Annotated in this window: 21 protein-coding genes, 1 tRNA gene, 1 other RNA gene and 2 pseudogenes; 14 read left to right on the top strand and 11 right to left on the bottom strand. The window is 67.9% G+C overall.

Translation table 11 applies throughout. From position 1 onward, the window contains the following. Positions 1-15 precede the first annotated feature (15 nt). Positions 16-100 (top strand) — tRNA-Leu (locus tag AX692_RS09400). Positions 101-163: 63 nt separating this feature from the next. Beyond that, a complete protein-coding gene (gene tig, locus AX692_RS09395; RefSeq protein WP_073977221.1) occupies positions 164-1708 on the top strand; it encodes a trigger factor in 1545 nt (514 codons plus the stop codon). A gap of 243 nt (positions 1709-1951) precedes the next feature. Here the strand turns inward: tig and AX692_RS09390 are convergent, their stop codons facing one another. Further along, complete coding sequence (locus AX692_RS09390; protein ID WP_073977081.1) at positions 1952-3466, bottom strand: amidase; 1515 nt, start codon at positions 3464-3466, stop codon at positions 1952-1954. Positions 3467-3615: 149 nt separating this feature from the next. On the opposite strand from AX692_RS09390, the gene clpP reads away from it, so the two are divergent. Further along, positions 3616-4320 carry an ATP-dependent Clp endopeptidase proteolytic subunit ClpP gene (gene clpP, locus AX692_RS09385; RefSeq protein ID WP_073974542.1) on the top strand — a complete coding sequence of 235 codons (705 nt, stop codon included), beginning with the start codon at positions 3616-3618 and terminating at the stop codon, positions 4318-4320. A gap of 197 nt (positions 4321-4517) precedes the next feature. Next, positions 4518-5786, top strand: coding sequence for an ATP-dependent Clp protease ATP-binding subunit ClpX (gene clpX / locus AX692_RS09380; RefSeq protein WP_073974541.1), 1269 nt, complete (start codon positions 4518-4520; stop codon positions 5784-5786). A gap of 379 nt (positions 5787-6165) precedes the next feature. On the opposite strand, the gene AX692_RS09375 is transcribed toward clpX, so the two are convergent. The 5 genes from AX692_RS09375 to mtgA form a co-directional block, all read right to left on the bottom strand. After that, positions 6166-6723, bottom strand: coding sequence for a fasciclin domain-containing protein (locus AX692_RS09375; RefSeq protein ID WP_196490077.1), 558 nt, complete (start codon positions 6721-6723; stop codon positions 6166-6168). 143 nt (positions 6724-6866) lie between these two features. After that, entirely contained in the window at positions 6867-7649 is a 783-nt protein-coding gene (locus tag AX692_RS09370; protein ID WP_073974540.1) for an anti-sigma factor, read from the bottom strand. Next, positions 7646-8233, bottom strand: a complete 588-nt coding sequence (locus tag AX692_RS09365) for a sigma-70 family RNA polymerase sigma factor (RefSeq protein ID WP_073974539.1) — start codon at positions 8231-8233, stop codon at positions 7646-7648. Before AX692_RS09365 ends, AX692_RS09370 begins: the two co-directional genes overlap by 4 nt. Then, entirely contained in the window at positions 8233-9189 is a 957-nt protein-coding gene (locus tag AX692_RS09360; RefSeq protein ID WP_073977646.1) for a cation diffusion facilitator family transporter, read from the bottom strand. Before AX692_RS09360 ends, AX692_RS09365 begins: the two co-directional genes overlap by 1 nt. A 5-nt stretch (positions 9190-9194) precedes the next feature. Then, the gene (mtgA, locus tag AX692_RS09355) at positions 9195-9866 is read right to left on the bottom strand and encodes a monofunctional biosynthetic peptidoglycan transglycosylase (RefSeq protein WP_073976025.1); all 672 of its coding nucleotides are present in this window, start codon (positions 9864-9866) and stop codon (positions 9195-9197) included. 105 nt (positions 9867-9971) lie between these two features. Between mtgA and AX692_RS09350 the strand changes: the two genes are divergently transcribed. Then, positions 9972-11306, top strand: coding sequence for an amidohydrolase (locus tag AX692_RS09350; RefSeq protein ID WP_073976026.1), 1335 nt, complete (start codon positions 9972-9974; stop codon positions 11304-11306). 562 nt (positions 11307-11868) lie between these two features. On the opposite strand, the gene rpoH is transcribed toward AX692_RS09350, so the two are convergent. Together rpoH and AX692_RS09340 are read right to left on the bottom strand one after the other, a co-directional pair. Further along, on the bottom strand, positions 11869-12774 hold the full coding sequence (gene rpoH, locus AX692_RS09345; RefSeq protein ID WP_196490076.1) for an RNA polymerase sigma factor RpoH: 906 nt from the start codon (positions 12772-12774) through the stop codon (positions 11869-11871). A 113-nt stretch (positions 12775-12887) separates the two neighbouring features. After that, complete coding sequence (locus AX692_RS09340) at positions 12888-13841, bottom strand: RluA family pseudouridine synthase (protein WP_073975757.1); 954 nt, start codon at positions 13839-13841, stop codon at positions 12888-12890. A gap of 63 nt (positions 13842-13904) precedes the next feature. Between AX692_RS09340 and AX692_RS20530 the strand changes: the two are divergent. The 6 genes and pseudogenes from AX692_RS20530 to AX692_RS09310 form a co-directional block, all read left to right on the top strand. Continuing rightward, positions 13905-14066 (top strand): annotated as a pseudogene (locus AX692_RS20530) (GIY-YIG nuclease family protein); the annotation flags it as partial. Between the two features lie 159 nt (positions 14067-14225). Next, positions 14226-14603 carry a M67 family metallopeptidase gene (locus AX692_RS20525; protein WP_269135519.1) on the top strand — a complete coding sequence of 126 codons (378 nt, stop codon included), beginning with the start codon at positions 14226-14228 and terminating at the stop codon, positions 14601-14603. A 10-nt stretch (positions 14604-14613) separates the two neighbouring features. After that, positions 14614-15267, top strand: coding sequence for a histidine phosphotransferase family protein (locus AX692_RS09325; RefSeq protein WP_073975756.1), 654 nt, complete (start codon positions 14614-14616; stop codon positions 15265-15267). 91 nt (positions 15268-15358) lie between these two features. Continuing rightward, the gene (locus AX692_RS09320; protein WP_081095236.1) at positions 15359-15997 is read left to right on the top strand and encodes an N-acetylmuramoyl-L-alanine amidase; all 639 of its coding nucleotides are present in this window, start codon (positions 15359-15361) and stop codon (positions 15995-15997) included. A gap of 41 nt (positions 15998-16038) precedes the next feature. Further along, positions 16039-16442: RNase P RNA component class A (gene rnpB / locus AX692_RS09315), an RNA gene on the top strand. Positions 16443-16807: 365 nt separating this feature from the next. Beyond that, entirely contained in the window at positions 16808-18370 is a 1563-nt protein-coding gene (locus AX692_RS09310; RefSeq protein WP_073975755.1) for a hypothetical protein, read from the top strand. A gap of 127 nt (positions 18371-18497) precedes the next feature. Here the strand turns inward: AX692_RS09310 and AX692_RS09305 are convergent, their stop codons facing one another. The 3 genes from AX692_RS09305 to AX692_RS09295 form a co-directional block, all read right to left on the bottom strand. Then, positions 18498-19808, bottom strand: coding sequence for a UDP-glucose dehydrogenase family protein (locus AX692_RS09305; protein WP_073973419.1), 1311 nt, complete (start codon positions 19806-19808; stop codon positions 18498-18500). Between the two features lie 60 nt (positions 19809-19868). Then, complete coding sequence (locus AX692_RS09300) at positions 19869-20675, bottom strand: metallophosphoesterase family protein (RefSeq protein WP_073973418.1); 807 nt, start codon at positions 20673-20675, stop codon at positions 19869-19871. Positions 20676-20852: 177 nt separating this feature from the next. Further along, positions 20853-21605, bottom strand: coding sequence for an SIMPL domain-containing protein (locus tag AX692_RS09295; protein ID WP_073973417.1), 753 nt, complete (start codon positions 21603-21605; stop codon positions 20853-20855). 76 nt (positions 21606-21681) lie between these two features. On the opposite strand from AX692_RS09295, the gene AX692_RS09290 reads away from it, so the two are divergent. The 3 genes and pseudogenes from AX692_RS09290 to AX692_RS09280 form a co-directional block, all read left to right on the top strand. Then, positions 21682-22119: a VOC family protein gene (locus AX692_RS09290; protein ID WP_073973416.1), complete on the top strand. Its 438-nt coding sequence runs from the start codon at positions 21682-21684 to the stop codon at positions 22117-22119. Between the two features lie 121 nt (positions 22120-22240). Further along, complete coding sequence (locus AX692_RS09285; protein ID WP_073977645.1) at positions 22241-23686, top strand: glycosyl transferase family protein; 1446 nt, start codon at positions 22241-22243, stop codon at positions 23684-23686. A gap of 65 nt (positions 23687-23751) precedes the next feature. Next, positions 23752-24056 (top strand): annotated as a pseudogene (locus AX692_RS09280) (hypothetical protein); the annotation flags it as partial.

The following is a 24056-nucleotide window of genomic DNA, read 5'->3' as shown; positions in this document are numbered from 1 at the left end:
GCTTCGTTCGGGCATGCGGGCGTGGCGAAATTGGTAGACGCACCAGATTTAGGTTCTGGCATCGCAAGATGTGGGGGTTCGAGTCCCTTCGCCCGCACCAATTCGCCGACCCGATGGCCCGGCATCACGGAATTCTAGCTTAGAAGGCATCAGACCAGTTCCCATGCAGACCCAGCAGACCGTCAACGAAGGCCTCAAGCGCGCCTATCTGATCACGATCCCCGCCGCCGAGCTGGCCGCGAAGATCGATGCCGAGATCAAGAAGATCGCGCCGCAGGTGCGCATGCCCGGCTTCCGTCCGGGCAAGGTGCCCGCCAACCTCGTCAAGAAGATGCACGGCGAAGCGCTGCACGGGCAGGTGGTCAACGATACGATCCGCGAATCGGTCGACACGCTGCTCCGCAACGAGGCGCTGCGTCCGGCGATGCAGCCCGAGATCGGCCTCAACGAGGACTATGCCGAGGGCAAGGACGCCGCGATCACCGTCAGCCTTGAAGTCCTGCCGACGATCGAGGCGCCGAGCATCGACGGCCTCAAGCTGGAGCGGCTGGTCGTTCCGGTGACCGAGGAGCAGATCGACGAGGCGCTGGGCAACATCGCCAGCCAGAACAAGAGCTACAAGGACGCGCCCAAGACGAAGAAGGCCGCCGAGGGCGATCAGCTGATCATCGACTTCGTCGGCAAGCTCGATGGCGTGGAGTTCGACGGCGGCAAGGCGGAAGACGCCGCGCTGGTGCTCGGCTCGAACACCTTCATCCCCGGCTTCGAAGACCAGCTGGTCGGCGTGAAGACCGGTCAGGAAAAGACCATCACCGTCACCTTCCCGGCCGAATATCAGGCCGAGCACCTCGCGGGCAAGGAAGCGACCTTCGACATCACCGTGAAGGCGGTGAAGGTCGAGACCGAGACCACGCTGGACGAGGATTTCGCCAAGAGCCTCGGACTCGACAGCCTCGAGAAGCTGCGCGAGATCATGAAGGCGCAGCTCGAACAGCAGACCGCCGGGCTCACCCGCACGCAGATGAAGCGCGCGCTGCTCGATCAGCTCGCCGCGGGCCACAGCTTCGAAGTCCCGGGCACCATGGTCGAAGCCGAGTTCCAGCAGATCTGGGCCCAGCTCCAGCAGGAAGCCGCGCGCGAGGAGGATCCCGCCGAGGCGCTGAAGCAGATCGAGGACGAAAAGGACGAATACCGTTCGATCGCCGAGCGCCGCGTGCGCCTGGGCCTGCTCCTGTCGGAAATCGGTCAGGCCAACGGTGTCGAGGTTACGCAGCAGGAAATGGGCATGCTGATCCAGCAGGCCGCGATGCAGTACCGCGCCGAGGACCGCGAGCGTTTCGTCCAGTACATCCAGTCCGAGCCGATGGCCGCCGCCCAGCTGCGCGCGCCGCTCTACGAGGACAAGGTAGTCGACTTCCTGTTCGACAAGGCCGAAGTCACCGAGCGTGAAGTGACCGTGGAAGAGCTCCAGGCCGCGATCGAAGCCGAAGAGGGCGCCGAGGCGGCCCCGGCTCCGAAGAAGGCTCCGGCCAAGAAGAAGGCCCCGGCCAAGAAGGCGGAAGCGGCTGCTGAAGAAGCGCCCGCTGCGGAAGAAACGCCCGCCAAGAAGGCGGCGCCCAAGAAGGCCGCTGCCAAAAAGCCGGCTGAAGAAGCCGAGGCCAAGCCGGCCAAGAAGGCTCCCGCGAAGAAGGCTGCGGCGAAGAAGTAAGGCTCAGGCCTGACGACATCGACAGGCCCAAAGCCTGCCCAATCACCCCCGGCCGCTGCAACGGCCGGGGGTTGTTCGTTCTGGGCTTTGGAATGTCCGAGGGCCTGCATCTCCCCCTCCCCTTGCGGGAGGGGGTCGGGGGGAGGGGGCTCCACGCCAGCGGCTGCGCGGCGAGGCCTTGCGGCCTCGTCCCGTCCCCCCAACCCCTCCCACAGGGGGAGGGGAATATCAGGCTACGCTCCCTTATTCCCCCGCCGGCTTCCACCGCTCGAAGGTCGGCACCGGCAGCTTCGCCGTCCGCGCCTTCTCGTAGGCCGCCCCGGCCTTCAGCACTTCATGGTCCTGCCACTGGCCGCCCATGATGCTGAGCCCGATCGGCAGCCCCTCAACCCCGCCCATCGGCACGGTGATATGCGGATAGCCCGCGATCGCGGCGAGATAGCCCGCCCCGATGCCGCCGCCGAAATTGTCGCCGTTGACGAGGTCGGTGCTCCACGCGGGGCCCGTCGTCGGGGCGACGAGGAAGGCGACCTTGTTGTCGGCAAGCAGCCTGTCGATCCCCTCGGCGCGGGTGAGGCGGCGCAGGGTGGCGAGGTTCTTGGCATAGGCTTCGGCATCGGTGGTCTCGAGCGCCTGTTCGAACAGGTCCTGCCCGAACCAGCGCATCTCCGCCGCGGCATTCTCGCGGTTGAAGGCGACCAGATCGGCGAGGCTGCGCGGGCCGCCCTCGACGGGGCGGGCGCTCAGATACTTGTCCATCTCCTCGCGCAGCTCGAACATCAGCACCGGGAGCGCGGCCGGCCACAGCTCGCCCGGCGGCGAATAGTCGACATCGACCAGCACCGCGCCCGCGCGCGCGAGGTCAGCCAGTGCGGTCTCGAACAGCGCCTTCACATCCTCCCGCTCGCCCACCGCGCCGCGCAGCACGCCGATGCGCACACCTTTGAGCGAGGCAGCATCGAGCCCGGCGGTGTAGTCCGCGACCCGCTTTGCCTCCAGCGTCACCGGATCGGCCGCGTCCGGCCCGGCGATGGCGGTCAGCAGCAGGGCGGCATCATGCACCGTCCTCGTCATCGGCCCGGCGGTATCCTGCGTCGAGGAGATCGGCACCACATGGGTGCGGCTGACGATCCCGACCGAGGGCTTGAAGCCGACGAGGCCGTTGATGCTGGCGGGGCAGGTGATCGAGCCGTTGGTCTCCGTGCCGATGGCGGCCCAGGCGAAGCCCGCCGCGATCGCCGCGCCGCTGCCGCTCGAGGAGCCGCAGGAATTGCGGTCGATGGCATAGGGGTTCTTGGTCAGCCCGCCCACAGCGCTCCACCCGCTGGTGGAGTTGTTCGAGCGGATGTTGGCCCACTCCGAAAGATTGGTCTTGCCCAGCACAACGCCGCCGCGCGCGCGCAGCAAGGCGATCATCGGCGCATCGCGGCCCGTGGCATTATCGGCGAGGGCGAGGCTGCCCGCGGTGGTCGGCCACTCGGCGGTCTCGACATTGTCCTTCACCAGCACCGTGCGTCCCTGCAACGGGGTGCCGACGACCGTATCCGCCCCGGCCTTGGTCGCAGCATCGGCATCATAGACGATGACCGCGTTCAGCTGCGGGCCCGCGTCATCAAGGGTGCGGATGGCTTCGATCTGCCGCTCGGCATCGAAAGAGGCCGTCCTTGGCTCGTTGGCGAGCGCGGGCGCGGCGGTGGTGGCGAGCAACAGGGCGAGGGCGGGGCGGGCGCCCGCATGGATAAGGGTGCGATAGGTCATCACCCTGATGTGCCACGCTCGCGCAAAGCCTCAAGGGGGAAAACGCCCCCTCCCGCGGAGCAATTCACATGAACAAGGTAAACGCCCTTGAAATTGCCCCTGACACTCCGACATAGCCAATTCGTGAAGCAGCAAGGCAAAGGCACCATATGATCGATCTGTTCGGCAACGCAGGCGAGACCTACGGCACGCAGGGGCAATTCACCCGCGATCCCCTGACCGGCGCGCTGGTGCCCGTGGTGGTCGAGCAGACCAGCCGCGGCGAACGCAGCTTCGACATTTTCAGCCGCCTGCTGCGCGAGCGCATCGTCTTCGTCACCGGCCAGGTGGAAGACGGCATGGCCTCGCTGATCGTCGCCCAGCTGCTGTTCCTCGAAAGCGAGAATCCCAGCAAGCCGATCAGCATGTACATCAACTCGCCGGGCGGCGTGGTGACCGCGGGTCTCGCGATTTTCGACACCATGCAGTACATCAAGCCGCGCGTGTCGACCGTGTGCATCGGCCAGGCTGCCTCGATGGGCAGCTTCCTGCTGGCCGCGGGCGAGCCGGGCATGCGCATCGCGCTTCCCAATGCGCGGATCATGATCCACCAGCCTTCGGGCGGGGCGCGCGGGATGGCGTCGGACATCGAGATCCAGGCGCGCGAGATCCTGCGCATCCGCAGCCGCATGAACGACCTCTACGTCAAGTTCACCGGCCGCAGTCTCGAGGAGATCGAAAAGGCGATGGACCGCGACACCTTCCTCGAGGCCGAGGAAGCGCGTGCCTTCGGTCTGGTTGACAAGGTGTTCGAGACCCGGCCCGACAGCGAGGAAACCGGCCTTGAGGACGGTTCGGGCGGCGCGCCTGAGTAACCCTTCCGCCTCAACCTGCACCGGGGCGGGACAATCCGCCGCGAGCCGTGGTTTTTCCACGGTCCGAGGAGGGCGGGCAATATGGTAACAGCACGAAATCGCGCGCCATGTGTTGATTCATGGGGCCCACGCGATACACTTGACGAATCCGTGCGCGACGTTCCGGCGCCTGGCACAGCGGATTCGAGGACACAGGAATGACCAAATTGAGCGGATCCGACAGCAAGAGCACCCTCTACTGCAGCTTCTGCGGGAAGTCGCAGCACGAGGTGCGCAAGCTCATCGCCGGCCCCACCGTGTTCATCTGCGATGAATGCGTCGAGCTGTGCAACGACATCATCCGCGAGGAAACCAAGGCAGGGATCGCCGGCAAGAAGGACGGCGAGATCCCCACGCCGATGGACATCTTCACCACCCTGAACGATTACGTGATCGGCCAGGACCGGGCGAAGCGCGTGCTCTCGGTCGCGGTGCACAACCACTACAAGCGCCTCAAGCACTCGGGCAAGGCGGGCGACGTCGAGCTGGCGAAGTCGAACATCCTGCTGGTCGGCCCGACCGGCTCGGGCAAGACCCTGCTCGCACAGACGCTGGCGCGCACCTTCGACGTGCCCTTCACCATGGCCGACGCCACCACGCTGACCGAAGCGGGCTACGTGGGCGAGGATGTCGAGAACATCATCCTCAAGCTGCTCCAGGCGTCCGACTACAATGTCGAGAAGGCCCAGCACGGGATCGTCTATATCGACGAGATCGACAAGATCACTCGCAAGGCCGAAAACCCCTCGATCACCCGCGACGTTTCGGGTGAGGGCGTGCAGCAGGCGTTGCTCAAGCTGATGGAAGGCACCACCGCCAGCGTTCCGCCGCAGGGCGGGCGCAAGCATCCGCAGCAGGAATTCCTGCAGGTCGACACGACCAACATCCTGTTCATCTGCGGCGGCGCCTTTGCGGGCCTCGACAAGATCATCGCCGACCGCTTGCAGAAGCGTTCGATCGGCTTCGGCGCGCATGTCGCCGATCCCGACAAGCGGCGCGTGGGCGAGCTGCTCGAAAAGAGCGAGCCCGAGGATCTGCTCAAGTTCGGCCTGATCCCCGAATTCGTCGGCCGTCTGCCGGTGATCGCCACGCTGCACGATCTCGACGTGCCCGCGCTGGTCACCATCCTGCAGGAGCCCAAGAACGCGCTGGTCAAGCAGTACAAGAAGCTGTTCGAGCTCGAGGACGTGGAGCTGACCTTCACCGACGACGCCCTCCAGGCGATCGCCGAGCGCGCGATCAAGCGCAAGACCGGCGCGCGCGGGCTGCGCTCGATCGTCGAGGGCCTGCTGCTCGACACGATGTTCGACCTGCCCGACATGGAAGGCGTGACCGAAATCGTGCTCGACGCCGATGTGGTCGCGGGCAAGAAGGACCCGATCCGGGTGCATGGCGGCGACGCTGCGAAGAAGGAAGCGGCGGCCTGAGCCCCTTCTCGCGCGAAGACGTCCGTAAGGTCATCTTCTGGAAGCGCGATCTGCTGACTACCGACCTGATCTGCTGTCAGGTGACGCTCGCGGACGGGCGTGAGCTTGTTTGCCATGAGGAAGAGGTGTGGTGGCCAGACCTCATGGCAGAACTGGCCACGTTGAAGGGTTTCGACCCGGACTGGTTCGCAAAGGTCAGTCAGCCCCCCTTTGCGGAGTGCCTGACCGTCGCTTTCCAACGCTCTACGTGAGCGCCCCAGCCCGCCTCCAGGCCAAAACCCCGCCCGGCCCTGGAGGCAGGCCGGACGGGGTCGGAGAGGCGCCGCCCCTCGGGGTCAAGGGGATGGGGATGCGAGGGACGGCGCCAGCCGGGAAAGGCTCAGGCGGGCAGGAACACGCCGTCGGTCACGTGGACCACGCCGTTCGACGTCACGACGTCGGCTTGGGTCACCGCGGTCACGCCGCCCTTGGCGTCGGTGATCACGATCTTGTCGCCCGAAAGCCGCGCGCTGAGCTTTTCGCCCGCCACGGTGGTGATCGTCGCGGTGCCGCCGTGCTTCCTGATCAGCGCGACGAGATCGGCGCTGGTCACCTTGCCCGCGACCGCGTGGTAGGTGAGGATCTTGGTCAGCGTGCCCTTGTTCTCGGGCTTCACCAGCGTTGGGACGGTGCCGTCGGGCAGCTTGGCGAAGGCGGTGTCGGTGGGGGCGAAGACGGTGAAGGGGCCGGGGCTCGAGAGCGTGTCGACGAGGCCGGCGGCCTTCACCGCGGCGACCAGGGTGTTGTGGACGCCAGTGCTCATCGCGACCTGGACGATGTTCGGCGCGGCGGCGGCTTCGGCCTTGTGCTGGTGCGCCGCGGCGGGGAGGGCGGCAAGGCCGGCGGTCGCGGCGAGGGTAGCCGCGGCGAGCGCGGCGAAGGTGGTCTTCAGGGTCATAAGGGGATCTCCGTTGGGGTTTACGTCACAAGTGCAAGCCCCTCCCGCTTGCATCAGACGTTACGGAATCCTCGGGAAGGCGGATGCGCCAAAAATGATATTGCGGATGATTTGCCGACTTTCCTGGCCGAAGCCGAGGCGGCTCAGACTTCCTTGAAGGCGCCGCTGGCGACCACCGGACCAGCTTCCTTGCCTTCAGGCTTGCCGCCGATCGGCTCGCGGGTCAGGACCAGTCCTGCGCCTCTGCCCAGCTTGGCAGTGACGCTGGCGGGCAGGATCATGCTGCGCACCTCGCCCGGCTTGACCACGCCCAGCGATTGCAGTGGCCCGTCATCCTTGGGCACCAGCCACAATTCGTGATCGTGCACCCCGTCCGGAGTGAGGCCGATTGCGGCGACCACCATGCGTTCGCTGCCGGGGATGTAGGTGACATCGAGCCTGAGCCCGGTGTCGCCAATCGGAACGATGGCGACCATCGGTTCGGTGGCGGCGAGCAGTTCGGCCGGCTGCGGCGTGTCGATGGTCTGCGCAGGGGTGAGCACCATCCACGCCAGCAGCGCTGCGGCCGCGATCGAAGAAAGCCCCGCGACCCGCTGCCACAGCCGCACCCGCGCCTCGAGCGCCACGACATTCGCCGCCGGGGCCGCCGAATCGCCGGCAGCATTTGCCGCCGCTTGCGCCGCCGCCACGCGCGCGGCGATCGCATCCCACACGTGTTCGCCCGGCTCGGCGCCCGGGATGGCATCGGAGAGCGGGGCGAACCAGCCGTCCCACCATTCCTTGCGCCAGGCGAAAGCCGGATCGGTCGCGTATTTGCCGCGCGCGGCGAGCAGCTCCTCACCCTCGAGCAGGCCCAATGCCCACTCGGCGGCGATCATCGGATCGTCGCGGGTCACCTCGGGGGTGTTGTCCTCGGGCCCGCTCATGCCGTCTCGCTCGCTTCGAGACAGGCGCGCAGGCGCTGGAGGCCGCGGCGGATCCAGCTCTTCATCGTGCCGAGCGGCACGTCGGCGGCTTCGGCAAGCTGGGCATAGGTGTAGCCCTCGAAGAAGGCCGCGCGGATGTGGCCCTGGGTGCGCGCGTCGAGGGCGCCCAGACACTTGTGGATCTGCGCGGTCTGCTCGGCATCGATCAGCAGCGCGTCGGCAAGCGGGTTCTCGTCGGGGAGCGGTGCGGCTTCCTCGACCGGCACCGCTCCGGCGCGCACCTTGCCCGTGCGCAGCCGGTCGATCGCGCGGTTGCGCGCGAACGCCGCCAGCCACGCGATCGGGCTCGCGCGGGTCGGGTCATAGCGGTCGGCACGCTGCCAGAGATTGACATAGACGTCCTGCAAGGCGTCCTCGGCTTCCTTAGGGTCGCCCAAGATACGCAAGGTTATGCCGAACAGCTTCACCCGCGTGGCGCGATAGATTTCCTCGAGCGCGGCCTGGTCGCCCGCGGCCAGCCGCGCCATCGCATCGCTCAGCGCCTCGCGCGCCGCGTCCGGGGAGGGGCGGGGGCGCGCGGCCATCAGCAGTCGGCTCCGCAGGGGTGGGCGCAAGGCGCATCGCCGCTCTCGATCTGGATCGTCGCGTGGGTAACGCCGAAGCGCGCCTCGAGGCTCGCGGCGACCTCGTGCAGGAAGCGGTCGGAGGCGGGGCGGGCGGGCATGACGAGGTGCGCGGTCAGCGCGACCTCGGTGGTCGACATCGGCCAGACGTGGAGATCATGGACTGCGGCCACGCCCTCGAAGCCGGCGAGATGCTGCTTCACCTCGTCAAGTTCGATCCCCGCTGGGGCAGCGAGAAGCCCCATCGCGACGGAATCGCGCGCTAGGCCCCAGGTGCCCCACGCGATCACCGCCAGGATCACGAGACTCACCGCCGGATCGACCCAGGCCCAGCCGGTGAAGACGATCGCCAGCCCCGCCACCACCACGCCCAGTGACACCAGCGCGTCGGCCGCCATGTGGAGATAGGCGCCGCGGATGTTGAGGTCGCCCTGCCCCTTCACGAACAGGAAGGCGGTGAAGGCGTTGATCGCGATTCCGACGCCCGCCACCGCCGCCATGGCGAGGCCCTGCGGCTCGGTGGGGTTCGCCATCCGGTGCAGCGTCTCGAACAGGATCGCCCCGATCGCCACCGCCAGCAGCAGCGCATTGGCGAGGGCGGCGAGGATCGTCGAGGACTTGTAGCCATAGGTGAAGCGGCCCGAGGGCGGCTGGCGCGCGGCGATGCTGGCGATCCACGCCAGCGCCAGCGCCAGCACGTCGGACAGGTTGTGCCCTGCGTCGGCAATCAGCGCCATCGAGCCGTAGATCAGCCCGGCGGCGGCCTCGAGCAGGACAAAGCCGGTGTTGAGCACGATCCCGATCAGGAAGGCGCGGCCGAAATCGGCGGGGGCATGGCTGTGGCCGCCGTGCCCGTGGCCATGCCCGTGATGCGCATGGCCATGATCGTGGTGGTTATGGGCGTGCGCGTGGGCCATCGCGGTCAGTTGTAGACGCAAGCATCGAGCCCGTCACGCCTGACGATGCCGATGCGCCGCTCGATGCGGTTGCCGTGGCGCGCGAGCCAGCCGCCCGGGTTCTTGACCGAACGCTTCTTGGGGCTGGGGAGGGCTGCGGCCATTCTGCTTGCCTCGTCGCGGCTGAGGCGCGCGGCGGAGTGGCCGAAATAGCGCTGCGATCCGGCCTCGGCGCCGTAGGTGCCGATCCCGGTTTCGGCGACGTTCAAGTAGACCTCCATGATCCGCCGCTTGTCCCACACAAGCTCGATCCAGAAGGTGAACCACGCTTCGAGCGCCTTGCGGAAATAGCCGCCGCCCTGCCACAGGAAGACGTTCTTGGCGGTCTGCTGGCTGATCGAGGAGCCGCCGCGGATGCGCCCGCCTTCGAGGTTTTCGCGCATCGCCTGCTCGATCGCCTCGGTGTCGAAACCGGAGTGCTGGCAGAAGCGCTGATCCTCCGAGGCGATGACGGCGGAGACAAGGTTGCGGTCGATATTATCGAGGCTCTCCCAATCCTTGGTGATGCCGTTTTCGTCCATCAGCATGGTCGCGGTGACGGGCACGGGGAGCCACTTGAAGGCCACCACCAGCACCAGCGTCAACGCGATGAAGGCGGCGATCGCTTTGGCGGTGTAGCGCAGGATAAGCGAGATCATGGTCTGGCTCTAGCGCAGCGCGGGGGACGAGGGAAGCATGGCCGCTTGCCTGCGGGCGGTGCGCGCGGCAAGCTTGCGCTCAAACTTCCAGGGGAGACCACCGACATGCGCCTGTTCCACCTCGCCGCGAGCGCCTTCGCGCTCGCCGCCGCCGCCGCCACCCAACCCGCGCTGGCCGAGGATGTCGCCACCAGGCAGGCGATCGAGGCCGAGTATGACAACTACCTCGCCCCGCTGTTCCTCGACTTCCACCAGAACCCCGAGCTGGGCTTCCTCGAGAACCGCACCGCGGCCAAGATGGCGGCCGAGCTGAAGGCGGCGGGGCTCGAGGTGACGACTGGCGTCGGCGGTACCGGGGTGGTCGGCATCCTGAAAAACGGCAAGGGCCCGCTGATCCTGATCCGCGCCGACATGGACGGGCTGCCGGTGGAGGAGAAGACCGGCCTCGCCTATGCTTCGCGCGCGAAGCAGGTGGGCGAGGACGGCAAGGAATATCCCACCATGCACGCCTGCGGACACGACACCCACATCACCGCGATGATCGCCACCGCGCGGCGGCTGGCGGCCACCAAGGGGCAGTGGAGCGGCACGCTGATGTTCGTCGTCCAGCCTGCCGAGGAAGGCGTGCGCGGGGCCAAGGCGATGATGGAGGACGGGCTCTACCAGCGCTTCGGCAAGCCCGATTATGCGCTCGCCTTCCATGTCGCGGCGAACCTGCCGACGGGTGTGGTCTCGGCCGCCGAGGGCATCCAGTATTCGAGCTCGGACACGCTCGATGTGCGCGTGCCCGGGATCGGCACCCACGGCGCCTCGCCGCATCTGGGCAAGGACCCGGTCTATATCGCCTCGCAGATCGTCACCGCGCTGCAATCCATTGATTCGCGCGAGATTTCTCCGCTCAAGCCGGTGGTGGTGACGGTCGGTTCGATCCACGCCGGGAGCGCCTACAACATCATCCCGGACGAGGCCAACCTCAAGCTCACCGTGCGTGCCAATGACGAGGAGACCCGCGCGCAGGTGATCGCGCTGGTCGAGCGGATCGCGGTCAATATCGGCAAGGCGCACGGGCTCCCCGACGACATGCCGGTGACGGTGACCAAGTTCTCGGGCACGCCGGTGACCAACAACGACCCCGCGCTCGCCCGCCGCCTCAATGCGGTCATGAAGCGCGCGCTGGGCGAGGGCGCGGTGGTGCCCTTCGAGCAGCAGAACATGGGCGCGGAGGATTTCACCTATTTCGTCGCCCCCGGCACCGGCGTGCCGGGCTACTACTTCGCGGTCGGCGGGACGACGCCCGAGCGCATCGCGGCGGCCAAGGCGGGCGGGCCGGCGATTGCCGGGCACCACTCCCCGCTGTTCCAGGTCGCCCCGCGCGAGAGCATCACGCTGGGCGCGCGGGCGATGATCGCGGCGGTGATGGACCTGGCGGGGAAGAAGTAACGTTCCCGAAATGTTTCACGTGAAACATCGGTGATCCCTGAACAGGCAAGGGTCTGTGCGGGGGCGACCGGATGCGGGCGCGGGGCAGGCGGCATGTAGGGGAGGGCAAGGCTGCGTCGGCGGCGCCGCTCCCTGCGTCGGCGCTGAAAAAACATTTATTTGCAATGCATTACGGCACCGGTTCCAACCCGATTGCGCCTCTCGGCGACGGTAGGGCGGGATGGCCGATCCTGCTGTGAAAATGGGCCTTGTGACCATGCATCGGCCCCGCTTTGACGGCACAGATCGCTGCAAGCATGTCCTCAATAGGTGACAAATACCTGCGCAATACCCGCCGATGCGGCGACGCCTACAAAGGCCGCCGCTCGGCGTTGGGAAGCGGCTTTGCCGCAAGCGCGACACCTGTGCGCCTCCGCTCCCTCAGCGCCGCTGCGTGAAACTCCAGTTCTACCGGTGCCATCCCTCGCAGCGAGGCTGTGGCGAAAGGAAAGCCCCCCGATCGCATGCGGCGACCGGGGGGCTGGAGATCTTGTGGCGCTGGGGCGACGCGTCCGGCGCGCTGTCAGGCAATCCCCGGCAGCAGCCTTTCGCCCGCGATCCGCTGCATCGCCTTCTGGAGCTTCTCGAAGGCGCGCACCTCGATCTGGCGGATGCGTTCGCGGCTGACGTCGTATTCCTGGCTGAGCTCTTCCAGCGTCTGGGGCTTCTCGGTCAGGCGGCGTTCGGTGAGGATGTGCCGCTCGCGCTCGTTGAGGCTTTGCATCGCCTCGCTGAGCATCGCCATGCGCATCTGCGATTCCTCGGCCTCGGCGACGGTCTCGTCCTGCAGCGGGCGGTCATCCGCCAGCCAGTCCTGCCATTCGCCCGAGCCTTCCTCGGCCCCGCGCAAGCTGACGTTGAGCGAGGCATCGCCGCCCATCATCATGCGCCGGTTCATGTTGATCACTTCCTGCTCGGGCACGCCGAGGTCGGTGGCGATCTTGGTCACGTCTTCAGGCGAGAGGTCGCTGTCCTCGTAAGCCTCGAGCTGCTTCTTCATCCGGCGCAGGTTGAAGAACAGCTTCTTCTGCGCCGCGGTGGTGCCCATCTTCACGAGGCTCCACGAGCGCAGGATGAATTCCTGGATGCTCGCCTTGATCCACCACATCGCGTAGGTCGCGAGGCGGAAGCCGCGATCGGGTTCGAACTTCTTGACGCCCTGCATCAGGCCGACGTTCCCTTCCGAGATCAGGTCGGAAACGGGCAGGCCATAACCGCGGTACCCCATCGCGATCTTGGCGACGAGCCGCAGGTGGCTGGAGACGAGCTGGGCGGCGGCTTCGGGATCCTCGTGTTCCTGATAGCGCTTGGCGAGCATGTATTCCTGCTCGGCCGTCAGCACCGGGAACTTGCGGATCTCGGCGAGATAGCGGTTGAGCGACTGCTCACCGGACAGCGCCGGGACCGAAGGAGATTTGGACTTGGTCACTGGTTACCTAACCTTTCTGGCGTCGACCGACTGGCGGGGACCCCTGCTGGGCATCCGTCGCGCTGGGCCACGGGGTTACTTATAGACCGGGCGAATGCGCTTGTGTGCACTATTCATCGATCAGAATGACTGAGTTGGTCGATCAGTTCCGCCATGTCTTGCGGCAGATTGCTCCGGAATAGCACCATCTCGCCGGTGAGCGGGTGCTGGAAGCCGAGCTCGGCGGCGTGAAGCGCCTGGCGGGCAAAGCCGAGTCGCTCGAGAGCGGGGCGAAGCTGTTTGGGTGTGCGGCCATAGGCAGGGTCTCCCAATAGCGGATGGCCGATTGACGCACAGTGAACACGCACCTGGTGGGTGCGCCCGGTCTCGAGCCGGCATTCGATCTGCGCGGCATGGTCGAGCCGCTGGAGCACCTTGTAATGGGTGATCGCCGTCTTGCCGCGCGAGGAATTGTTGGGGAGCACCGTCATTTTCTTTCGGTCGCCGTCCGAGCGCCCGATGCGCGCATCGATGGTTCCTTCGGACGGGGAGGGGTGCCCCGCGCACACCGCGATGTAGCGGCGGTGGACGGTGTGCGCGGCGAACTGCGCGGCGAGGCCTTCGTGGGCGGCATCGGACTTGGCGATGACGAGGAGCCCCGAGGTGTCCTTGTCGATCCGGTGGACGATCCCGGGCCGCGCGACCCCGTTGATGCCGCTGAGCTGCCCCCGGCAATGGTGCAGCAGCGCGTTGACCAGCGTGCCGGAGATGTTGCCCACCGCCGGGTGGACGACCATGCCTGCGGGCTTGTCGACCACGATCAGGTGCTGATCCTCGAAGGCGACGGTGAGCGGGATGTCCTCTGCTTGCGCGGCGGCGGGCATGGCGGCGGCGAGGATGATGCGGAACGGCGTTCCCTCCGCCACCTTGCCCGATGCCGAGACGGCAGTCCTGCCCGCGACATCGACGCGGCCCTCCTCGATCAGCCCCTGCACCCGCGCGCGGCTGAGGCCGGTGGCGTCCGCCAGCGTCTTGTCGAGGCGGCCGGGGCCGATGATGGTGCCGGTGATGATTTGCGGTTCAGTCACCCCGCCCCCCTAACCGTTCGCCCTGAGCTTGTCGAAGGGCCGTCTTTCACTTAGCCGTCTCGCATGGTGTTCTGGGCCTACATGCTTCATTGCCGTGGCGGTGCCTTCTACACAGGCCACACCGATGATCTTGAACGTCGCCTCGCGCAGCACAGGTCGGGCACGATCAAGGGCTTTACGAGTGACAGGCTGCCGGTCGAACTGGTGTGGTCGCAGGATTTCCCGACCCGCTATGAGGCGCTTGCCGCCGAAAGGCAGATCAAGGGTTGGTCGCGGGCAAAGAAGATGGCCCTGATTCGAGCGGATTGGGACGCAATTTCGCGCTTCGCAAAAGGGAAAAGCGGCCCTTCGACAAGCTCAGGGCGAACGGAGTTAGAGGTTAGCGTGAAAGCCCTCGCCGCCATGCGCGCCCATGCCGCCGCTGCGCACTCGCGTGAGGCTTGCGGTATCCTGCTGGGCGAGGGCGGGCGGATCACTGAGGCGCGCCAAGCCCGCAACGTCCACCCGTCCCCCCAAACCCATTTCGAGATCGACCCGCAGGCGCTGATCGACGCGCACCGCGCCGCGCGCGCCGGCGGGCCGCAGGTCATCGGCTATTACCACTCGCACCCGCGCGGCCCCGCGATCCCTTCCGCCACCGATCGCGCCTCGGCCGGCGGCGATGGCAGGGTCTGGGCGATCATCGCTGGCGACGACGCAAGGTTCTGGAGAGACGAGGAGCAGGGCTTTGCCGCACTTCCCTTTACCATGATCGAAGGCTAGGAATGCGCCCATGATTTCCCAGACCGATCTCGCCGCGATGCTGTGCTCGCGCCTGTGCCACGACATGCTCTCGCCGGTCGGCGCGCTCGCCAACGGGCTCGAGCTGCTCGCCGAGGAGCAGGATCCGCAGATGCGCGCGCAGGTGATCGATCTGCTCGAGCAATCGGCGAGGATCAGCACCGACAAGCTCAAGTTCTTCCGCCTCGCCTTCGGCGCTGCCGGGGGCTTCGGCGAGGCGATCCCGGTGGACGAGGCCAAGGCGGTGATCGACGCGCTCGCCTCGGACGCCAAGCGCGTGGAAGTGAACTGGGCGATTGCCGAGCCGAGCCTGCCCAAGCCCGCGGTCAAGGTGCTGCTCAACCTCGCGCAGATCGCATTGGATGCGCTGGTGCGCGGCGGGACGCTCGACATCGGGGCCGAGCGGCGCGAGGGCGCGGTCGAGATCGTCGCCCGTGCGCGCGGTGACCGGATCGCCTTCGACGAGACCATCGGCCGCGCGCTCCAGGGCGAACTCGCCGCGCACGAGATCACCAGCCGCACGGCGGCCGCGCACATGATCGCGGTGCTCGCCGAGGAGATGGAGGGCGGGCTCCAGTACAAGCTCGGCGATGGCGCGCTGGTGCTGGGGGCGGTGCTGCCCGAGCCCGAAGGCATGATCGGCTAGGGCCGGACGCGTGTCGGGGGGCACTGAAGACGAGTTGGTCCACCGCGAGGTGCTCTCGCCCAACCACGGCGAGCGGACGCTGCCGATCAGCATGGTGGTGATCCACTACACCGAGATGAAGCCGGTCGAGACCGCGCTCGCGCGGATGTGCGATCCCGAGGCCGGCGTCAGCGCGCATTACTGCATCACCGAACAAGGCGAGGTGATCCGGCTGGTGCCCGAGGACCGCCGCGCCTGGCACGCAGGCGCAAGCTACTGGCGCGGCATCCCGGACGTGAACTCGGCGAGCATCGGGATCGAACTCGATCACCCCGGTCACGCGCTCGGCTACCGGGGCTTTGCCGAGGCGCAAATCGATGCGCTGATCCCGCTGCTGGCGCGGATCGTGAAGCAGTACGACATCCCGCGCGCCAATGTCGTCGGCCACTCCGACGTCGCGCCGATGCGCAAGGTCGACCCGGGCGAGCTGTTCCCGTGGGACCGCCTCGCGCAAGCCAAGCTGTGCCTGCCGCGCCCCGCGTGCCTTGCGGCGGGCAATCCGTTCCACAACTGGGGCAGTTTCTTCCTAGCGCTCGAGCGCTTCGGCTACGACATCACCGATCAGGCCAAGGCCGTGGAGGCCTTCGAGCGCCGCTGGCGGCCCGAGCGCATCACCGGCGTTCCCGACGGCGAGGTGGCCGCGATCCTGTGGCAACTCCTGCTCGACCGCGACCAGGGGCGGACGCGCTAATTTTGCTTTCCTGACAATGTGCCCCTATAGGCCGCCCGGTCAGGGGGCCTGAGGCAGCCGCGTGTCGCAAGATGCGAGGAAAGTCCGGGCTCCACGAAACGAGGGTGGCGGGTAACGCCCGCCGGTCGCTCGCAAGAGCGGCAAGGGAAAGTGCCACAGAGAGTATACCGCCGATGGCCCCTAAAGGGCACAGGCAAGGGTGAAAGGGTGCGGCAAGAGCGCACCGGGGGGCCGGCAACGGCAACCGCATGGCAAACCCCACCCGGAGCAAGGCCGAATAGGGGTCTCGCGCCGAAAGGCAGGCGTGTTTCGCGCCGAGAGACCCGGGTTGGCTGCTAGAGCCGCCGGGCAACCGGCGGCCCAGATGAATGGCTGCCACCCCGGCGCAGGTCCGCAAGGATACCGTCCGGGGAGACAGAACCCGGCTTATGATGGCCCCCTGATATGAGGTTTGTGTGCGTCCTCGCCTCCGCGAGGACGTCCTCGGTGCTGTTCCTCCCCCCGGCTCAAGGCCGGGGGTCCGGGCACCTGCGGGCGGCCGGTCGGCCTTGCGGCCCGTCCGTTGGCGGGCCGGATCATCGTTATGTGGCCAGTCCCTCCCCGTTCCGCAGGAATGGGGAGGTGGCACCGCGAAGCGGTGACGGAGGGGTAAGGCGGCAAGCGGGCAGGCCCCTCCGTCAGCCGCCTGCGGCGTCTGCCACCTCCCCATCATTGAGAGGACGGGGAGGGACTGACGAGGCCCCCCAGCCAACGGGATTTGTCTCGCGCCCCGCCTTCGCGTAACCTCCTGATCGGGAGGACTTGCCGCCGATGTTCACACTCGCCGCCGCGCTCGCTCTGGCCGCGCTGGAGCCTGATGGTCCGTCGCAAGACCCGCCCCTTACCGATCTCTGCGCACTCCCGGGCGAGGATGCCGCCGCCGCCCGTGCCGATTGGGCGATCATCGACGCGCGCGAGATCACAAGCCCGAAGGTCTTCGCCGACGCTCTCAAGAACGCGCCCGCTGGCAAGCGCCGGGTGGTCCACGGCGGCCACTTCAAGGGCGCCGACATGCGCCCGCTCGCGCCGCTGCTGGCCGGGGCCTGTCTGGTCGAAACCGAGCTGGAGGGCACCACCTGGGAGGGCTCGGACATCCCCAACCTGCGCCTCGTCCACATCGCCTTCATCGGCGCGAAGGCCGCCCGCGTGCGCTGGCCGGGGCTGTCGACCCACGGGGTCGACCCGGAGGGCAGCGACTTTACGGCTGCCGATCTGGCGGGAATGCGCTTCGTCTCGGCCTGGCAGGGCGCGGCATTTCGCGACGTGAGTTTCCGCGGTGCCAACCTGACGGAGGCAAGCTTCGCCTGCGGCATCACCATCGACGTGTGGTGCATCAACCCGTTTCAGGACTTTTCCGGAGCCGACCTCACCCGCGCCGATCTCAGCAGCATCGGGGTGCTGGAAGACGAGGTCAAGGGCGCGCGGATCGATGGGACGATCATCCCTCCGCACTCGCTGGGCGCACTGGCCGCGGCGCGGATCGAAGGGCCGGTGCGGCTAGGGAACGACGTCGCCTCGCCCTATGATTACCTTGTCGAGGAGCCCTCGCCCCCCGTGCCGACCCCCGCGCCGACCGCCTATCCGACGATCGTCACCCTCACGCCCGAAGAGGCGCGCAGCCTGATCGCCGCCACCCGCGCGCTGGCCGAAGTGGACGACCGCGCGAGTTTCGATTGCGCCAAGGCCGCGACCCTCACCGAAAGGATCATCTGCGTCTCGGACGAGACCGATCTGCGCAGCCTTGACCGCGAGCTGGCCGCGATGTGGGCGCAGGTCGTCGCGGTCGGCAAGGGCGATCTTGCGCAGCAGCGCCGCTGGCTCGCGTCACGCGCGAAATGCGGGCAGGATCGCGATTGCATCTCGCTGCTCTATCAGGCGCGCATCGAGCGGCTGCGCGCCTTGCTCGGCCCCCGGATTGCGCTGAAGCCGGGCGAAAGCGTGACCTATCACGACGACACCCTGCCCCTGCCCGATGCGATGCGGACGGGCGAGCTTTACGCGCGCATCCTGCCGGTGCTGCGCGAGGCGAGTTATCAGCGCGTCACGCTCACTGGCAATCCTGACGGCAGCATCGCGGCAGAGGGCGACGCGATCGGGGCCAATGCCCACATGTGCGATCTCAGCGTGACGGCGGCGCGGTTCGATCCGAAGACCGGCTGGTGGAGCGCCCGCGCCGAGGGCGGCAAGCGGGTGCCGCTGTTCCGCGTCGAGGGGCGGCGGATATTCTTCTACTACAGCGGCAACATCGGCAACACGCCGGACGAGGCGATGGAGTTCATCAGCTGCGGCGCCCGCGCGGGCTTTGGCGAGGGGATCGACCTTTCGCCGGGTTAGGCGCTCGGTTCTCCCCTCCCCTTGGGGAGGGGGTTGGGGGTGGGGGTACGGCAACAGCGGGCGTCGAACACCCATCCCCAACCCCTTCCCTCAAGGGAAGGGGCTCAAGGGCAAAATGCCCCAGCTGTTACGCCCGACCCACGCTCACATACTGGAACCCCGCCGCCCGCATGTCCTCGGGCTTGTAGACGTTGCGCAGGTCGACCATCACCGGCGCGTTGGCCAACTCCTTGACACGGCGAAGGTCGAGCGCACGGAAGGCGTCCCATTCGGTGACGATCACCACCACATCGGCGCCCGCGATCGCCTCGTAGGCGTTCTCGCACATGGTGACGCCGGGGAGCAGCGGGCGGGCCTGCTCCATGCCCTCGGGGTCATAGGCGGCGACGGCCACGCCCGCGTCCATCAGCGTCTGTGCGACGGCGATTGCCGGGCTGTCGCGCATGTCGTCGGTGTTGGGCTTGAAGGTCAGGCCGAGCAGCGCAGCCTTCTTGCCGCGCGCGGCCTCGAAGCCGCCGAGCGCATCGACCACCTTGCGGCCCATCGCGCGCTTGCGGCTGTCGTTGACCTTGACCACCGCCTCGACGATCCGGGTCGGGCTGTCGTAGTCCTCGGCGGTCTTGAGCAGCGCGAGCGTGTCCTTGGGGAAGCAGGAGCCGCCATAGCCGGGGCCGGCGTGCAGGAACTTCGCGCCGATGCGGTTGTCCATCCCGATCCCGCGGCTGACGTCCTGCACGTTCGCCCCGACCTTCTCGCACAGGTCCGCCATCTCGTTGATGAAGGTGATCTTGGTCGCGAGGAAGGCGTTCGCCGCATACTTGATCAGCTCGCTGGTGCGCCGCGAGGTGAACAGGATCGGGCTCTCGTTGAGGAACAGCGGGCGGTAGACCTCGCGCATCACCTCGCGGCCGAATTCGTCCTCGGCGCCGATGACGATGCGGTCGGGGCGCTTGAAATCGCCGATCGCCGCGCCCTCGCGCAGGAATTCGGGGTTGGAGACGACCGCGAAGCGGTGCGCCGTGCCGGTCTCGCGGATGATCCGCTCGACCTCGTCGCCGGTGCCGACGGGCACGGTCGACTTGGTGACGACCACCGCGTCACCGCTGAGCTTCTCGCCCACCTCGCGCGCGACTTCGTAGACGAAGGTGAGGTCGGCATGGCCGTCGCCGCGGCGGCTGGGGGTGCCGACCGCGATGAAGATCGCATCCGCGCCGGCGATCCCCTCGCCGAGGTCGGTGGTGAAGCTGAGGCGTCCGGCCTTCACGTTGCTTTCGACCAGCCCCTCGAGCCCGGGCTCGTAGATCGGCATGATGCCCGCGTGCAGGCGGTCGATCTTGCCCTGGTCCTTGTCGATACAGACCACGTCATGGCCGAAGTCGGCAAAGCATGCGCCCGAGACGAGCCCGACATAGCCTGATCCCACCATCGCGATTTTCATGAAACTTCGGCCCTCAGATTGAAATCGGCATCGGTCGGCGCCGCATGCGGGTCGGCGCGCCTACTGCGCCCGGTCGCCATGGAACACTTGCGCCGTCCCGCCGTCGACGGTCCGGGCCTGCAGGATGCGCCGCTGGTCGCCCTCGAGCACGAGCGCGGTAAGCACACCCGAGCGGAAAGCGCCAGTGTCAATTCCGATCCGGTTGCCGCAATCCATGACCTTCTCGAAGATCGTGTGACCGTGCACCACGACCTTCTCGAGCGGGCCTTCGTGGCTGAGAAAGCGCTCGCGGATCCACAGGAGGTCGCCGCGGGTCTGCTCGGAGAGCGGGCGCGAGGGGTCGATGCCGGCGTGGACGAAGACATAGTCGCCGGCGCGGATCATCGTCTCGAACCCGGCGATGTAGTCGCGGGTCGCCGTGCTGACGACCTTCGGCAGCTCCTCGAAGATCTCCTCGAGCGACAGCTCGGACAGCTGCTGCCGGGTGAAGCCGTAGCTCAGCAGCGTCTCGTGCCCGCCATGCTTGATGAAGTGGCGGAGCGCCTCGGGCCTGTCGAAGGCGGCGAGGAACATCTCCTCGTGATTGCCGGCGAGCACACGGACATTGCGCGATTGCTGCCAGCTGCGGGTGCGCTCGACCACGCCCGCGCTGTCGGCGCCGCGGTCGACCAGATCGCCGAGCAGCACGATACGGTGATCGACACCGGGGGCAGCCGCGATCTCTTCCTCGATCGCGCCGATCAGCGCCTCGTAGAGGTCGAGCCGCCCGTGGATGTCGCCGATCGCGTAGTAGCGCCGGCCATCGGGAACGGCCGGCAGCCGGGCCGGGGGCGGGGGAGTGAAGAATTCGCGCAGACGCTGTAGCATGAGCCTTGTGGTGTTTCAGGTTGGCGCGACCCGGGCGAAGCCTGGAAGTCGGGCAGAAATGACCACGCCCCTGTTGTCGGGGGCGCGATAACGCGCTCAACGTGGCGGCGCAACCAACCCTCCGCGGCGAGCGACCAAAGGTGGCAAATTGTCGGCAGGCGGCAGCCAGCGGGCGCGCTAGTCGAGCGTGAAGCTCACCGTCGTGACCACCCGCACCTTCTTGTAGGGGCTGTCGGCCGAGCCCCACCCGCCGGCATCGCCGTCGCGCGCCTCGATCTCGAAATAGCCCTGGGTCGCGTCGCGGATCTTGCCGACGGACGAATTGGAATCCTTGGCGAATTGCTGCGCAGCGGCGCGCGCGTCCCTGGTTGCGGCGGCGACCATCTCGGGCTTGATGTCGTTGAGCTTGGTGAAGGTGTAGGCCATCCCCGAGCCCTCCTCGAGGAACACCCCGCGCCCGACGAGGTCGAACTGCCGCGCGACCGCCTTCTGGGCGCGCTTGATGTCGGTGGTGCGCAGCGCGAGCCGCTGGCGCACGGTGTAGGTGGTCAGCCCCTCGTTGGTGAAGCTCGTCACGTTGGCGCCGGTCGGCTGGAGCGCGTCGGCGGGAAAGCCGAGCTCCTCGAAGAAGGCCTCGATGCCCTGGGTGTCGCGCCGCACCTTGTCCTGCGCCTCGGCCAGGCTGGTCGAGGAGGCCGAGTAGGAGATCGTCCAGGTCGCAAGGTCGGCGGTGACATCGCGCTCGGCGAGCCCGCGCACGGTGACCGCGCGCTCGGCGTCCTTGGCGCGCAGGAGGCCATCGCCGAGGAGGTATCCGCCCGCGATCAGGCCGACCGACAGGATCGCCGCCGTGCCGAACCAGCGCAGGCTGGCGGGCTCTCCCAGGGCACCTCCGGCCGTGTTTGCCGGTTGCATGTCATCGCCGCTCATCGCATGTTCCCCCACAAGAGTTGGTGCGACGAGTTGTGCATCAGCGTCGATGAACCGTTTTTGAATGGAATGAGCCATGGTGAAATATCTTCACTCGATGATCCGCGTCGCCGACCCCGAGGCGACGGTCGCCTTCTTCAAGCTGATCGGCCTCGAGGAGGTGCGCCGCTTCGACAGCGAGGCCGGGCGCTTCACGCTGATCTTCCTTGCCGCGCCAGGGCAGGCCGGGGTGGCCGAAGTCGAGCTCACCTACAACTGGCCGCCCGAGGACGGCAGTCCGGCGGAGGAATACACCGGCGGGCGCAATTTCGGGCACCTCGCCTACCGCGTCGACAATGTCTACGAGACCTGCCAGCGGCTGCTCGACGCCGGCCACACCATCCACCGCCCCCCGCGCGACGGGCACATGGCCTTCGTCAAGTCGCCCGACGGCATCTCGGTCGAGCTGCTGCAGGAGGGTCATCTCGCGCCGGCCGAGCCCTGGGCAAGCATGCCCAATTCCGGCACGTGGTGACCTGTCGCTTATCTACAAGTCCCGCAATTAGAGCCATTTAAACTATCAATGATCGCCTGCGCAGTTGCAAGGGGCCCTTCTCTAATGTAGATTAAGAACTCGATTGGGGAAGGGGGTCGCCTTGTCCATTGCAGAGCCTGCGTTGTGGCAGGGGCTCGCCCTGTTGCAGCATGAATTGCTGCTGTTCGCCGGGGTGTTCTTCCTCGTCGGCGCGCTTGACGATCTGGCAGTGGATGCAGCGTGGCTGTGGCTCAGGGCCCGCGGCCGCGCGGTCACGCCGCGGCGCAGCCGGGCGAGCCTCGCGCATCGCAGCCTCGCCGGGCCGGTCGCGGTGCTGATCCCCGCCTGGCGCGAGGCGGCGGTGATCGGCCAGACCATCCGCCACCTGCTCGAAACCTGGCCGCAGGCCTCCTTGCGCCTCTATGTCGGCTGCTACCGCAATGATCCCGCCACGATCGGCGCCGCGATCGCCGCCGCGCGCGGCGATCCGCGCTTCCGGCTGGTGATTCACGGGCGCGAGGGGCCCACCACCAAGGCCGATTGCCTCAACCGCCTGTTCGCCGCGCTCACCCTCGACGAGGAACGCAGCCGGCAGCGCTTCGCGATGCTGGTGTTCCACGATGCCGAGGACATGGTCGATGCCGGCGCGCTCGGCCTGCTTGACGAGACCATTGCCGCCGGCGCCGATTTCGTGCAGCTCCCGGTCGAGCCGCTGGTGCCGCGCCACCGCGGCTGGCTCGCGCGGCACATCGGCGCGCATTACTGCGAGGAATTCGCCGAGGCCCACGGCAAGGCGATGGTGGTGCGCGATGCGCTGGGGGCGGGCTTGCCGGGGGCAGGCGTCGGCTGCGCCACCTCGCGCCGCGCGCTCGACTGGCTGGTGGCGCGGCACGTGAAGGGGCAGGGCGGCGAGACCGGTGCGGGCCTGCCCTTTGCCAGCGATTCGCTGACCGAGGATTACGAGCTCGGCCTCGCCATCGCCGCCGAGGGCGGGCGCTGCCGCTTCGTGCGTGCGCGCGGCGAGGACGGCCGGCTGATCGCCACGCGGGCCTTCTTCCCCCATCGCTTCGACACCGTGGTGCGCCAGAAAAGCCGCTGGGTGCTGGGCATCGCGCTGCTCGGCTGGGACCGCGTGGGCTGGGCCGGGGGGCTGAGCGAATACTGGATGCGCGCGCGCGACCGGCGCGGGCCGCTCACCGCGCTGGTGCTGCTGGTCGGCTATGCGCTGGTGGTGCTGACTGCGCTGATGGGCCTGATGATCGCTTTCGGCCTTGCCGAGCCGCCGCCGCTGACCCCGCTGCTGGTCGCGGTGCTCGCCGCCAATGGCGCGGCCTTCACCTGGCGGATCGCGCTGCGCTTTGCCTTCACCGCGCGCGAATATGGTCTGGTCGAGGGCGTGTGGTCGGTGCTGCGCCTGCCGCTCGCCAATGTCATCGCGATCATCGCCGGGCGGCGCGCGGTGTTCGCCTATGCCCGCACCCTGCGCGGCGGCGCGGCGGCGTGGGACAAGACCGAGCATGACGCGCATCCCACCGCCGCCGGCCGGTTCGGCCCAGCCCGACCGTGACCGCCATGGCCCGCCACGCCGCCTCCGGCGTCCGGGCCGGAATCCGGGGCGAGGCCGGCGGCGGGATGCGGGGCGGCCCGCTCGTGATGCTCGTGCTGCTGATCGGCGGGTGGTGCGGGGCGCGGGCGATGTGGTGGGAAAATCCCTTCGCCACCGGCCCTGCGGCCGCCGCGGCCCCGGCCCCGGCCGCCGCCGCCGCCATCTTTCCCGGACCGCCGTCGCCCTACCGCCTCGCCGCTCTGGCCTGGGGGGCGGCACCGATCGATCTGGCGCGGGCGAGGGTGCTGCTGGTCCTGCAACGGGAGCTGCTTGCGGCAGCCGACGCAGCCGCATCGGCGCGCACGGGCGCGGTTGTCCTGCCCCCGCGCCC

Origin of the sequence: Erythrobacter donghaensis (assembly GCF_001557325.1) — a bacterium.
Classification (GTDB): Bacteria; Pseudomonadota; Alphaproteobacteria; order Sphingomonadales; family Sphingomonadaceae; genus Erythrobacter; species Erythrobacter donghaensis_B.
The sequence above is the reverse complement of the archived record's forward strand: the minus strand, read 5'-3'. Positions and strand labels throughout refer to the sequence as shown.